12 protein-coding genes and 1 rRNA gene are annotated in these 12,780 nt (G+C 42.4%); 11 read left to right on the top strand and 2 right to left on the bottom strand.

Annotated elements, in window-relative coordinates; genetic code table 11:
• The first annotated feature begins 103 nt into the window (after positions 1-103).
• The 6 genes from FCN25_RS09385 (at position 104) to hemF (ending at position 4,950) form a co-directional block, all read left to right on the top strand.
• The gene (locus tag FCN25_RS09385; protein ID WP_137224061.1) at positions 104-1,210 is read left to right on the top strand and encodes a LysM peptidoglycan-binding domain-containing protein; all 1,107 of its coding nucleotides are present in this window, start codon (positions 104-106) and stop codon (positions 1,208-1,210) included.
• 83 nt (positions 1,211-1,293) lie between these two features.
• A complete protein-coding gene (gene dprA, locus FCN25_RS09380) occupies positions 1,294-2,310 on the top strand; it encodes a DNA-processing protein DprA (protein ID WP_137224059.1) in 1,017 nt (338 codons plus the stop codon).
• 2 nt (positions 2,311-2,312) lie between these two features.
• Positions 2,313-2,786, top strand: coding sequence for a DUF494 family protein (locus tag FCN25_RS09375; RefSeq protein WP_137224057.1), 474 nt, complete (start codon positions 2,313-2,315; stop codon positions 2,784-2,786).
• A gap of 59 nt (positions 2,787-2,845) precedes the next feature.
• On the top strand, positions 2,846-3,409 hold the full coding sequence (locus tag FCN25_RS09370; RefSeq protein ID WP_137224055.1) for a topoisomerase DNA-binding C4 zinc finger domain-containing protein: 564 nt from the start codon (positions 2,846-2,848) through the stop codon (positions 3,407-3,409).
• Positions 3,410-3,446: 37 nt separating this feature from the next.
• Positions 3,447-4,013 carry an L-threonylcarbamoyladenylate synthase gene (locus tag FCN25_RS09365; protein ID WP_137224053.1) on the top strand — a complete coding sequence of 189 codons (567 nt, stop codon included), beginning with the start codon at positions 3,447-3,449 and terminating at the stop codon, positions 4,011-4,013.
• Between the two features lie 4 nt (positions 4,014-4,017).
• Complete coding sequence (gene hemF, locus FCN25_RS09360) at positions 4,018-4,950, top strand: oxygen-dependent coproporphyrinogen oxidase (protein WP_137224051.1); 933 nt, start codon at positions 4,018-4,020, stop codon at positions 4,948-4,950.
• Positions 4,951-4,974: 24 nt separating this feature from the next.
• Here hemF and FCN25_RS09355 read toward each other — a convergent pair whose 3' ends face one another.
• The gene (locus tag FCN25_RS09355) at positions 4,975-5,409 is read right to left on the bottom strand and encodes a group II truncated hemoglobin (protein WP_137227376.1); all 435 of its coding nucleotides are present in this window, start codon (positions 5,407-5,409) and stop codon (positions 4,975-4,977) included.
• Positions 5,410-5,568: 159 nt separating this feature from the next.
• Here FCN25_RS09355 and FCN25_RS09350 point away from each other — a divergent pair, with 159 nt between their 5' ends.
• The 4 genes from FCN25_RS09350 to FCN25_RS09335 are packed head-to-tail and all read left to right on the top strand — an operon-like array spanning position 5,569 to position 9,357.
• The gene (locus FCN25_RS09350; protein ID WP_137224049.1) at positions 5,569-6,951 is read left to right on the top strand and encodes an amidohydrolase; all 1,383 of its coding nucleotides are present in this window, start codon (positions 5,569-5,571) and stop codon (positions 6,949-6,951) included.
• Between the two features lie 11 nt (positions 6,952-6,962).
• On the top strand, positions 6,963-8,210 hold the full coding sequence (locus FCN25_RS09345) for an amidohydrolase family protein (protein WP_137224047.1): 1,248 nt from the start codon (positions 6,963-6,965) through the stop codon (positions 8,208-8,210).
• 56 nt (positions 8,211-8,266) lie between these two features.
• Positions 8,267-9,100: a shikimate dehydrogenase gene (gene aroE / locus FCN25_RS09340; RefSeq protein ID WP_137224045.1), complete on the top strand. Its 834-nt coding sequence runs from the start codon at positions 8,267-8,269 to the stop codon at positions 9,098-9,100.
• The gene (locus tag FCN25_RS09335; RefSeq protein WP_137224043.1) at positions 9,100-9,357 is read left to right on the top strand and encodes a DUF1488 domain-containing protein; all 258 of its coding nucleotides are present in this window, start codon (positions 9,100-9,102) and stop codon (positions 9,355-9,357) included. Before aroE ends, FCN25_RS09335 begins: the two co-directional genes overlap by 1 nt.
• Positions 9,358-9,774: 417 nt before the next feature.
• On the opposite strand, the gene FCN25_RS09330 is transcribed toward FCN25_RS09335, so the two are convergent.
• Positions 9,775-10,320, bottom strand: a complete 546-nt coding sequence (locus FCN25_RS09330) for a gamma carbonic anhydrase family protein (RefSeq protein ID WP_137224042.1) — start codon at positions 10,318-10,320, stop codon at positions 9,775-9,777.
• Positions 10,321-10,881: 561 nt separating this feature from the next.
• Here FCN25_RS09330 and FCN25_RS09325 point away from each other — a divergent pair.
• Positions 10,882-12,426: ribosomal RNA gene (locus tag FCN25_RS09325) — 16S ribosomal RNA — on the top strand.
• Positions 12,427-12,780: the final 354 nt, after the last annotated feature.

Below are 12,780 nucleotides of genomic sequence, written 5' to 3'. Positions count from 1 at the left end.
TAAATTTCAACCAGAAAGCTATACTGGCAATTGTAATTAGGGTAATTTTAATCCTTACGGGCTATCAATAACAGTAAAAAGCTCTAATAAAGAGCTAAACAACATGGATTTCACCATGAAACGCTTATTATTACTTGTTTTTCTATGTTTAAATTTTTCTTTGGCTAGTGCGGATACATTAACACTGAAAGTTGGTCATCCAGATACGTATGTCGTTAAAAAAGGCGATACGTTATGGGATATTTCTGGCTATTTTTTAAATGATCCCTGGCGTTGGCCTAAATTGTGGGGAAATAATCCATTAATTGCGAATCCGCATTTAATTTATCCCGGTGATCGACTGACTTTGGAATTTATTGATGGTCAACCTCGTTTAGTGGTTAAGCAACACATCAAAAAGAGCCCTGAAGGTCGTGTTATATCGAAAAATGGCCCTGTTCCAGCTGTAGATCTTGCCTTAATTAAGCCCTATTTGGTACAGAATAGGGTGGTTGATCCTGGATGGTTAGATGGGCAGCCAATTGTTATGAGCGGTGAGAGTCCTTCGATTCATCATGTCGTCAATGACGTTGTATATGTTAATGCAATGCTTGAACAAGGCCTTAAAGTTGCTATTTACCAAACTGGCCGTGAGTTTTTCTCCCCTGAGAGTGGTGAGTTATTAGGGCGAGAAATTATTTTAGCGTCAACAGGCCGAGTTATTGAATCTGGGACTGTGTCGAAAGTTGAACTGCTCAGCAGTTTACGCGAAACCAAAGGTGGCTATCATGTGACACCTGTTGAGGATGAAGCATTAATGTCGGCATATTTTATTCCTAAAGCCGCAGACTTAAGTGTGCCTACCTCAATTATTGCTACTATAGGCAATATTCGTGAAGCGGGTAAACTTGACGTGGTATATATTGATCGTGGTGCAGATGATGGTGTCAAGACTGGTCATGTTTTTTCAATGTTCCGCGATGGTGAAAACATTGTCATTGATAACGATGGTAATCCTGTCCGTCCCCTTGATAGTTCAACTTACGATAAAGTCCTTGCACAGTTTTCAGAAGAGACGGCTTATAAAATGCCTGATGTTTTCCATGGTAATTTAATGGTCTTTAAAGTGTTTGATAAAACTAGTTTAGGATTGATTATGTTTAGTGGCCGCCCTGTTCGAGTGGGTGATAAGTTATCTAAACCAGAGCCATTAACGATTAAAGGTGAATAATTTCAGATAAACTGGTCGACTGGCTAGTTGTTTGTGCAGTATCTGGGCTAGGACCGGCCCGGGTTCAACAATTATTAACTCAGATTGACGTTGAAGAAATTCGTCAACGTTTAGAGTTTGAACCACAGGCTTTGCCCTTGCCGGCAAACCTGTTGGCTAAGTGCCATATAGACTTTAACAAAGTGGAGCAAGCCTTAGCATGGCTTGATTCGCAACCAAATCACTATATTGTGACTCTTTCTGATCCACTTTATCCTCCATTACTTTCTCAGATTACCGATCCGCCACCAGTGTTATTTGTTAAAGGTCAGATATTGTCCCTAGTTTTGCCTAGTATAGCGGTGGTTGGCAGCCGTAATGCCTCTCGTGGTGGCTTAGATATGACAGCCGATCTAGCTTATCAGTTAGCCAACCAAGGCTTTGCTATTACTAGTGGTATGGCGACTGGCATTGATGGTGCTGCACATAAAGCGGCAATAAACGCGAATGGTAAGACAATTGCGGTTCTTGGCACTGGGGCCGAGTGTATTTACCCTAAACGTCATCAAAATTTGTATCACAATATTATCAATACGGGTTGTGTCATCAGTGAGTATTGGCCAAATATCGGGCCTTTCTCTGGTAACTTTCCTCGACGTAACCGTATTGTCAGCGGCTTAAGTTTAGGTACCGTAGTCGTTGAGGCAAGTCGTAAAAGTGGCTCATTAATTAGTGCTCGGCTGGCTATGGAGCAAAACCGTGAGGTGTTTGCTGTTCCGGGGTCTGTATTAGGCGGTTATAGCCAAGGTTGTCATGATTTAATTAAAAATGGAGCAAAACTTGTCGAGTCTGCTGCCGATATAATAGAAGAATTAGGCTGTTTATCGGATTATCACCTTGAACAATTGCATCAACGGCACCATATACAGGATAATGAAGTTTGTAATTTGCCATTTCCTCCGCTGTTAGCTAGTGTAGGATATGAAACGACAGCCATAGATGCTGTGGTTGAGGATAGTGGGAAGACAATAGATCTGGTGTTAATACAAATGCTTGAACTCGAGTTACAAGGGTGGGTTGCAGCAGTGCCCGGTGGTTACGTCAGACTAAAGAGGAGTTAGCCATGTTTGATATCCTCATGTATTTATTTGAAAATTATGTTCATAGTGAAATTGAACTATTAGTTGATGAAGATGAACTCACTAAAGAGTTAACTCGTGCGGGTTTTCATCAAGTAGATATTATAAAAGCACTTTCTTGGTTAGAGCACCTTGCTGATCTACAAGAAAGCGATAAACCGTACTTGTGCAATCATGCACAACATTCATTCCGTATCTATACCAAAGCGGAAATGGCTAAATTAGATGTTGAGAGCCGTGGTTTTTTACTGTTTTTAGAACAGATCCAAGTGCTCAGTGTTGAAACTCGCGAAATGGTCATTGACCGTGTCATGGAGTTAGATGAGCCAACATTGGTGTTAGAAGATCTTAAATGGGTGGTATTAATGGTACTATTTAATGTGCCTGGAAATGAGTCTGCTTATGAGCAAATGGAAGATTTAATCTTCGATCAGCCAGAAGGGCGATTACACTCATAATAAAAAGGAGGCTTGGCCTCCTTTTTTAGGACTCTAAAATATTATTTATTGAGAACACCATGTCGAAAATTGATCCACAGCTGTTTAATGTCCACGAGCATGCATTAGATAAAGAGTTTGAGCTTTGTCCTGCTTGTGGATCTGAGTTGTCGGTTAGACATAGTAAGCATGGTGGCTTTGTCGGTTGTAATAATTATCCAACATGTGATTATACTCGTCCATTAGTGCAACATGAGTCGATAGAAACTCAAGTCATCAGCGGTTCAGTGTGCCCTAAATGTGGTAATGAACTGGCGGTTAAATCGGGGCGTTTTGGTATTTTTATCGGTTGTACGCATTATCCTGAATGTACCCATATTGAAAAACACGATAATACTAATCAAGCTGAACAGATTACCTGTCCTCAGTGCGCTAAAGGCCACCTTGAGTCTCGAACCAGTCGATATGGGAAAACTTTTTTTGCTTGCAGTGCCTACCCAAAATGTAAGTTTATCGTAAACTATCCTCCATATAATGAAGCTTGCCCTGATTGTGGCTTCGGAATTTTAGTAGAACGAAAAGGGGCGGCTGGTAGTCGAGTCGAGTGTCCGCAAAAATCCTGTAAATATAAGCGAGCTTTATAGTTTTCGTTTTAAAATTAATTTGATGCAAGGGAATTTAATGTTGCAATTGCAGCCATCTGCTGTCGCCGCCATTATAAACCAAGGTGGAGTGATTGCTTATCCTACTGAAGCCGTATTTGGTTTAGGATGTGATCCTGACAACGACAGTGCTATCGAAAAATTGTTAGCAGTTAAACAGCGTCCTTGGCAAAAAGGGTTAATTTTAGTTGCCAGTTCTTTGGAGCAACTTGTTCCTTATATTGATATCACTCAACTAACATGGGAGCAATTGCAGTTTGTGCAATCTAAATGGCCTGGACCATTTACGTTTATCATGCCTATTAAAGCGCATGTATCTAAATTACTTTGTGGTGAGTTTGACTCTATCGCCGTGCGTGTCTCAGCTCATCCCGTCGTGCGTGAGTTGTGCAATACTCTCAATAAACCTTTAGTATCGACAAGTGCCAATTTAGCTGGTGAGTTACCAGTAGTCGATGCGCAACATATCATCACTGATTTTAGCGATAAAATTGAGGCATTGATTTTAGGTCAGCTGGGCGAACAACGTCAGCCATCAACTATTATAGATGCCCGTAGTGGTCAGATCCTTCGTACTGGAAGTTAATATTATGTCAAACAATCTTTCTCAAGTGCCTGACGCACAAAAAGTAAAATCATTTTTACTCGTATTGCAGCAAAATATTTGTCAGCGTTTAGAGCTACTCGATGGCAAAGCCACTTTTAAAGCTGATTCATGGGAGCGTGAAGAAGGCGGTGGTGGTACTAGTCGGGTATTAACCCAAGGCAAGGTATTTGAACAAGCTGGAGTTAATTTTTCACATGTGATGGGTGATGCTATGCCTGCCTCAGCCACTGCGCATCGTCCTGAATTGGCTGGCCGTAGTTTTGAGGCAATGGGTGTATCTTTAGTTATCCACCCTAATAATCCCTATATTCCTACAACCCATGCCAATGTGCGTTTTTTTATTGCTCATAAAGAAGGGGCCGACCCTGTGTGGTGGTTTGGTGGTGGATTCGATTTAACGCCATACTATCCATTTAAAGAAGATGTGATCAGCTGGCATCAAATGGCTAAAGATATTTGCGATCCATTTGGCGAAGAAGTTTATCCTAAATACAAAAAATGGTGTGATGAGTACTTCTTCTTACCTCACCGTAATGAAACGCGTGGTGTAGGTGGACTCTTTTTTGATGATTTAAACAAACCTGGTTTTGAACGTAGTTTTGAGTTTATGCAAGCGGTTGGTAATGGTTTTATTGAAGCTTATGAGCCAATAGTCGAACGCAACAAAGAATTGGTATTTGGTGATGATGAACGTCAATTCCAACTTTATCGTCGTGGCCGCTATGTTGAGTTTAACTTGGTTTACGACCGAGGTACCTTGTTTGGCTTACAAACGGGTGGGCGCACTGAATCTATTTTAATGTCGATGCCGCCATTGGTGCGCTGGGAATATGGATATACTCCAGAAGAGGATAGCCCTGAAGCTGAATTGTATGACATCTACTTAAAACCACAAGACTGGTTAGCTAAATTCTAGTACTTAGTACGCTGTTGTATTGAGTCATCGGTTACGCATGTTGTCTGCTAGGGTCGAAATAGCCTGAATAATCACTTGTTGATGTTCAGGTTTTTTTATCGTGTTTTTAATGGCTGCACGCATACACATTAACCATTGTTCTCGCATCGACTCATCAATCGCAAAGGGCATGTGTCTCGCGCGCAAAGCTGGATGACCATATTTTTGTTGATACAGTTGCGGCCCACCTAACCAACCGCTTAAAAATTCATACAGTTTTTGTTCTGAATCTGCAATTGGCGATCGATGTATGGCTAATAATGCTTGGGCTTCAGGGCGTTGTTGCATTTGTTGGTAGAAGTCATGAGCAATTGCGCGGATGACTTTATCTCCACCAATAATGTCGTAGGCATTAGATTGGCTTGTGTCTCTACTAATATCGGCTTGAGGTTTGGTGAATAATTTACGTAACCAGTTCATATTATCTGCCATTAAGAATATCGGCTTCATTATATCTAAATCATTACCGATACAGTGATTCTTTTTTGTTAACATTTTGATACCAACTATTTAACGATTAGTCTGTATTTTGATAATTATCTTAGTTAGATTGGAGGTCAAATAACAAAGGAGATCCCAATGGTAAAACTGATGCCTTCATTGGTTGCTGTAGCTTTTTCAACCGCAGTAATAGGTTGTAGCCCTGCAGAACAACAAGATCAAAAAATTACAATCAATGCTAACCCGTATCCAAGTACTTACCATGTGCTGCCCAATTCAACCACGCTACTTAAAAATGCCATTGTGTTAACCGGTACAGGTAAACGTATTGATGAGGCTGATGTGTTAATTAAAGACGGTAAAATTAGTGCTGTAGGAAAACAGTTAGTTGCTGAAGGTGCTGTGGTTATTAATGCTAAAGGCAAGTGGATTACTCCGGGTATTATTGATGTACATTCGCACTTAGGCGTATATCCAAGCCCGAACGCCGAGTCACATAATGACGGTAATGAAATGACGAATCCCGTTACCGCTGAAGTTTGGGCTGAGCATAGTGTGTGGCCACAAGATCCTGGTTTTAATCGTGCCCGTGAAGGCGGTATTACAACATTACAAATCTTACCTGGTTCTGCCAATCTTATTGGTGGCCGAGGCGTGACACTCAAAAATGTTCCCGCTACTACCATGCAAGCTATGAAGTTCCCTAATGCCCCTTACGGTTTAAAAATGGCCTGCGGTGAAAACCCTAAAAACCTTTATGGAAGCCGTAATGAATTACCCATGACACGTATGGGGAATATGGCGGGTTACCGTACTGCATTTATTCAGGCTACAGAATATAAACGGGCATGGGACAAATATGATGCTGATTATGCTGCTGGTAAAAATCCTGAGGTACCAGAACGAGACTTGATGAAAGACACGTTAAAAGGTGTGCTTGAAGGTGACATTCTTATTCACAATCATTGTTATAAAGCTGAAGAGATGGCAATGATGATCGACTTAGGCAAAGAATTTGGTTATCACGCAGGAACATTCCACCATGCTGTAGAAGGTTATAAAATTGCAGGTTTACTGGCTGAAAACGGTAACTGTGCCGCTATGTGGCCAGATTGGTGGGGCTTTAAATTAGAAGCTTATGACATGGTGCTTGAAAATGTTGCAATGGTTGATGCGGTTAAAAACTCTTGCGCAATAGTACACTCCGATTCAGGTGTAACGATTCAACGCTTAAATCAAGAAACTGCCAAAATAATGCATAGGGCTAATGAAAACGGATTTGATTTGAAAGAAGAACACGTGATTGGTTGGCTTACCGCTAATGCGGCAAAATCATTGGGGATTAGCGATAAAACCGGCTCTCTTGAGCAAGGTAAAAATGCTGATTTAGTGGTGTGGAATACCAACCCGTTTAGTGTTTATGCTCAAGCGGAACAAGTATTTATCGATGGCGCGAAAGTATATGACCGTCAAGACCCAGCCTATCAGGCACAAAGTGACTTTATGTTAGGTCAGCAATAAGGAGCAAGATAATGACACTATTCAATAAATCCGTGATTGCATTAAGCTTGTCATTCAGCCTTGCGTTAAGTTGTGCTGCTCAAGCTGAAAGTGTAGCCATTATTCATGCAACCGTGCATACAGTGACTGATCAAGGTGTATTAACCGATGCCACAGTTGTGATTGAAGACGGTACGATTGTGGCCATTAATCCACAATCGCCCACTGCCGATACCATTATTGATGCCAAAGGCGCAATATTAACACCAGGCTTTATTGCTAGCATGAATGACTTGGGGCTAGTAGAGATCGGTGCCGTATCTGCATCACGTGATACTTACGAAAAAGAAGCCGATATTATTTTTGACCCCAGCTTAGCTTATAACCCCAAAGCTTCTACCGTACCATTTGCTCGCAAAGGTGGCATAACCCGCAACATCGTATCATCTGGTGGTGGCGAAGGCATTTTTTTGGGGCAAACTTTCACAGTGGATTTAAGTGGTAATTGGGATAGCCTACTGGCAGCTAATACGGGATTGGTGGTTGCTTTGGGAGCCTCGAAAGAGGGGTCCCGTGCGACAGGTATGCAACAATTAATTAATAAGCTCGAAGATGCTAAAAAAGCCCAAGTGAAAAAAACACCAAAGACCGCTAAAGCCAAGGATGAACCTAGTCGGGAAGACAGTGTTGTTAACGCAGTGCTTGCGGGCGAGAAATCATTAATCGTTTCAGTTGACCGTGCCAGTGATATCTTGCATTTAATTAAGCTTAAACAGGAATTTGGCCTTGATCTCATTTTGGTTAATGCAGCCGATGCCATAATAGTGGCAGATCAGTTAGCGAAAGCGAAAATCCCAGTGGTTATCGACAGCATGCGTAACTTGCCAGAAAGTTTTGATTCATTACATAACTCACTTGAAAATGCAGGTAAGCTAACTAAAGCCGGAGTGAAAGTGGCCATTGCCTTGCCTGGTGATAGTCATAGTATTTATGCTCTACGTTTTAGTGCCGGAAATGCCGTTGCTAATGGGATGGATTATGATGATGCACTGGCTGCTGTGACAGCAAATGTAGCTGATATTTTTCATTTAGATTCAGGACAAATAGCCGTGGGGAAACCTGCTGATTTAGTTTTATGGAGTGGCGACCCTTTCGAGTTTAGTAGTAAAGTAAAAAAGATGTGGATAGCTGGTGAAGAGCAAAGTACTGACAGCCGTCAAGACAAACTACGTGATCGCTATTTACAAAAAACAGCTATGCCAAAAGCATATAGCCGTTAACATCTCACGATGGATGTGAGATGTATCCCTAAATCGTTAACCAAGAGATGAAGCGAATGACAGATAAGTATGCTGTATTTGGTAACCCAATAGCGCAAAGTAAGTCGCCATTTATTCATACTGAGTTTGCTAAGCAAACTCAGCAAGACTTAAGCTATGAAGCCATTCTCGCCCCTGTTGATCAATTTGAAACTTCGCTAACGGCATTCTTTGCCGATGGCGGAAAAGGTGCCAATGTCACTGCACCATTTAAAGAGCAAGCATTTGCTATGTGCGACGAGCTCAGTGAAATCGCTAAACTCGCTGGCGCAGTCAACACCTTGTTTAATTTACCTGATGGTAAAATTGGTGGTGACAACACAGATGGTGTTGGTTTGGTGAACGATTTAGAAATGCTGTTTGGTTCACTAAAAGGTAAGCGAGTTTTATTGGTGGGTGCTGGTGGCGCGGCAAGAGGTTGTATTTTACCTATATTGCAGCACAATGTGGCTCAGTTGATTATCTGTAATCGGACTCATGAAAAAGCAGCGCAACTCCAAGACTTATTTAATGAATACGGCAACTTTTTTGCTCAACCCATTGAAAAATTACTATCGCCATTTGATTTAGTTATTAACTCAACCTCAGCAGGACTATCCGGGCAGCTCATTACTTTACCTAACGTTATCGTCGATGAAACCACAGATTGTTACGATATGACCTACAGTCAAGATACCACGGTATTCAATCAATGGGCGCAAGAGCGGCATGCTCGTAAAACCGCAGATGGGTTAGGGATGTTGGTTGGTCAAGCTGCGGAAAGTTTTAAGCTATGGAGAGGTGTCACCCCTGATAAAGGACCTGTAATGCGTAAATTACGAGAGTTATTGGCACAAGAGGTATCAGACTAATGAATCAAAGCGTCATTTTTAGTGACCAACTCTATGTTGAAACAAATCAAGTAAGGTTTATTGCTCAACAACAGGGGATGAATATTAATTGCTTTGCTAGCTTTGCTGTTATTAGCGAACTTTGTGATGATCAACTAGTGAGTGAAAATAACGTTATAAATATGTTTGAAAAGTGTCGTTTTGACCTAGAAGACAAAGCAGAACTCTTGATTGAGCAAGAGCAGTTTAATGGCAAGGGCGATATTAGTATTAAATAATAGATTTAATACTATCGACTTGTTTTGAGGTGCTGTTGGTTTCAACCTTTTTGTCGTTTTTAGGAGTACATATTGTTATCTACTTTTCTAAATACAATTGTCAAATCTTGATCATATTGTGCAAAACCATAGTTAAATCGAATGGCCGGTGAGTATGCTGTTAAAGTTTATGCCAATAACTTAATTTGCTGCTCTAAAGTCTCTATTGGGTCATAACATAAAGCCACAAACTCATCGTGGCCTTAATGTGCCAGCAAAAATTTGGAACTATAGTGCATTTAATGACTATCTATTAATATCAGTCATTAGAAGCATGGTGTTAATTTTTTCAAGGTATGTATAGATGGATACATTTGACAAGGTTTAAAGTAAATGAACCAATGTGGAATTGGTCCATCGTGCGATTCTACATTATGATTACTGCTGTAAATCCACTAAGTATTCATTTTTTAAACGGACATAATTGTCAGAAGACTGAGGTAAAAAAGCGCGCTCTGCGGCTGTTAAAAGCCGAACTTGTTTGCATGGGCTTCCTACATATAAGTAACCACTTTGCAAAACCTTATTCGGTGGCACTAATGAACCTGCACCCAAAATCACGTCATCCTCTACAACTGCACCATCAAGCAATATAGATCCCATACCTATTAACACCCGATGACCAACCTTACAGCCATGCAACATTGCTTTATGACCTATAGTTACGTCATCACCGATGATCAATGGATGGCCATCAGGATTTGCTGCTGATTTACGGGTTACATGCAATATACTGCCGTCTTGAACATTACTGCGTTTACCGATACGGATTTTATTCACATCGCCGCGAGCAGCCACTAATGGCCAAATACTCACATCACGGTCTAATTTTATATCACCAACAAGCACTGCAGACTCATCAACATAGACGTTATCGGCTAAATCGGGGTGTATTCCTTGGTAAGTTCTTACATTCGTAGACATAACAATCCTTATATTCGTTGTTTGGGACAGTATAATGCTTAAAAACTAGCTGGTCAGGCTAAATTATCCGCAAACAAGCCTAGAATAACAAATAACCTTAAAAAAGGGGTTGCACTAAATCTTGTGTTGCCTATAATGCGCATCCACTGACACGGCAGACAGCGCAAGCAGTCACCGGGTTAGGTTGAATTAAGTGCCTCAAAACACTGAGTTCAGCAGCGAAAAGAAAGTTTGAAAAAACACTTGACGCAGCAAGCGGAACGCGTAAAATACGCCTCCCAAGCCAACGACCTAGCGTCTTATGGCGATACCTGAAAAATCGGTATCAACGCTCTTTAACAATCTAAACAAGAAATCTGTGTGGACATTCACAGGTATTGAGTTATTCGAAATTGTCTTCTGTTCTTCGGAATGTTGGCAATCAAAAAATTTCAACTCAATGCAACGATGAATGTTCATAGCAATATGTAACAAGCATTTTATAGATTCTTCCGAGTTTATAAGGTGTAAATCAGAATTCATTGAGCCGAGATATTCCTAACAGAGTATTTCAAAAAACTTTAATTGAAGAGTTTGATCATGGCTCAGATTGAACGCTGGCGGCAGGCCTAACACATGCAAGTCGAGCGGTAACAGAGAGGAAGCTTGCTTTCTTTGCTGACGAGCGGCGGACGGGTGAGTAATGCCTAGGGATCTGCCCAGTCGAGGGGGATAACAGTTGGAAACGACTGCTAATACCGCATACGCCCTACGGGGGAAAGGAGGGGACCTTCGGGCCTTTCGCGATTGGATGAACCTAGGTGGGATTAGCTAGTTGGTGAGGTAATGGCTCACCAAGGCGACGATCCCTAGCTGTTCTGAGAGGATGATCAGCCACACTGGGACTGAGACACGGCCCAGACTCCTACGGGAGGCAGCAGTGGGGAATATTGCACAATGGGGGAAACCCTGATGCAGCCATGCCGCGTGTGTGAAGAAGGCCTTCGGGTTGTAAAGCACTTTCAGTAGGGAGGAAAGGTAGCGTGTTAATAGCACGCTGCTGTGACGTTACCTACAGAAGAAGGACCGGCTAACTTCGTGCCAGCAGCCGCGGTAATACGAGGGGTCCGAGCGTTAATCGGAATTACTGGGCGTAAAGCGTACGCAGGCGGTTCATTAAGCTAGATGTGAAATCCCCGGGCTCAACCTGGGAATTGCATTTAGAACTGGTGAACTAGAGTCTTGTAGAGGGGGGTAGAATTTCAGGTGTAGCGGTGAAATGCGTAGAGATCTGAAGGAATACCGGTGGCGAAGGCGGCCCCCTGGACAAAGACTGACGCTCATGTACGAAAGCGTGGGGAGCAAACAGGATTAGATACCCTGGTAGTCCACGCCGTAAACGATGTCTACTCGGAGTTTGGTGACTTAGTCACTGGGCTCCCAAGCTAACGCATTAAGTAGACCGCCTGGGGAGTACGGCCGCAAGGTTAAAACTCAAATGAATTGACGGGGGCCCGCACAAGCGGTGGAGCATGTGGTTTAATTCGATGCAACGCGAAGAACCTTACCTACTCTTGACATCCACAGAAGCCGGAAGAGATTCTGGTGTGCCTTCGGGAACTGTGAGACAGGTGCTGCATGGCTGTCGTCAGCTCGTGTTGTGAAATGTTGGGTTAAGTCCCGCAACGAGCGCAACCCCTATCCTTATTTGCCAGCACGTAATGGTGGGAACTCTAGGGAGACTGCCGGTGATAAACCGGAGGAAGGTGGGGACGACGTCAAGTCATCATGGCCCTTACGAGTAGGGCTACACACGTGCTACAATGGCGTATACAGAGGGTTGCAAAGCCGCGAGGTGGAGCTAATCTCACAAAGTACGTCGTAGTCCGGATTGGAGTCTGCAACTCGACTCCATGAAGTCGGAATCGCTAGTAATCGTAGATCAGAATGCTACGGTGAATACGTTCCCGGGCCTTGTACACACCGCCCGTCACACCATGGGAGTGGGCTGCAAAAGAAGTGGGTAGTTTAACCTTCGGGAGAACGCTCACCACTTTGTGGTTCATGACTGGGGTGAAGTCGTAACAAGGTAGCCCTAGGGGAACCTGGGGCTGGATCACCTCCTTACCTATACGACTAACTCAATACCTAAAAGTGCAGAGATGCATGTGAGTGTTCACACAGATTACTTGTTAACTTCTTCGGAAGTAGAGTGAAATGCGCCGCGAGCCGGTTAGCATTGTTCTTTAACAATTTGGAAAGCTGATAGTACTAACTAAAGGCGCATAGATGATAATTCGTTGTCGTTTGTGTGATTACGTTAGTGCGAAAAATAATACTGATGCGAAAGCATCAGTATCTTGAGTTCTCAAAACACTGTTTAAGTGTCTTGAATATTCTAAAAACTAAGGCGAGTCCACTTCCTACCCTGGAGGTGAGACAAGTAAAAACCAGCTAGTTGCGATATAACGCAGGTGGTTC

It is taken from the genome of Shewanella sp. MEBiC00475 (assembly GCF_005234075.1).
GTDB lineage: Bacteria > Pseudomonadota > Gammaproteobacteria > Enterobacterales > Shewanellaceae > Shewanella > Shewanella polaris.
Note: the sequence above shows the minus strand (reverse complement) of the source record. Positions and strands in the feature narration are given on the sequence as shown.

What these genes read in the sequence shown, in the direction of transcription:
- FCN25_RS09375 (WP_137224057.1), top strand. Translation starts at nt 2,313, where the DNA reads ATGTTTGATATCCTCATGTATTTATTTGAAAATTATGTTCATAGTGAA.
- FCN25_RS09365 (WP_137224053.1), top strand. Translation starts at nt 3,447, where the DNA reads ATGTTGCAATTGCAGCCATCTGCTGTCGCCGCCATTATAAACCAAGGT.
- FCN25_RS09350 (WP_137224049.1), top strand. Translation starts at nt 5,569, where the DNA reads ATGGTAAAACTGATGCCTTCATTGGTTGCTGTAGCTTTTTCAACCGCA.
- FCN25_RS09370 (WP_137224055.1), top strand. Translation starts at nt 2,846, where the DNA reads ATGTCGAAAATTGATCCACAGCTGTTTAATGTCCACGAGCATGCATTA.
- hemF (WP_137224051.1), top strand. Translation starts at nt 4,018, where the DNA reads ATGTCAAACAATCTTTCTCAAGTGCCTGACGCACAAAAAGTAAAATCA.
- FCN25_RS09355 (WP_137227376.1), bottom strand. Translation starts at nt 5,409, where the DNA reads ATGAACTGGTTACGTAAATTATTCACCAAACCTCAAGCCGATATTAGT.
- FCN25_RS09345 (WP_137224047.1), top strand. Translation starts at nt 6,963, where the DNA reads ATGACACTATTCAATAAATCCGTGATTGCATTAAGCTTGTCATTCAGC.
- FCN25_RS09385 (WP_137224061.1), top strand. Translation starts at nt 104, where the DNA reads ATGGATTTCACCATGAAACGCTTATTATTACTTGTTTTTCTATGTTTA.
- aroE (WP_137224045.1), top strand. Translation starts at nt 8,267, where the DNA reads ATGACAGATAAGTATGCTGTATTTGGTAACCCAATAGCGCAAAGTAAG.
- FCN25_RS09335 (WP_137224043.1), top strand. Translation starts at nt 9,100, where the DNA reads ATGAATCAAAGCGTCATTTTTAGTGACCAACTCTATGTTGAAACAAAT.
- FCN25_RS09330 (WP_137224042.1), bottom strand. Translation starts at nt 10,320, where the DNA reads ATGTCTACGAATGTAAGAACTTACCAAGGAATACACCCCGATTTAGCC.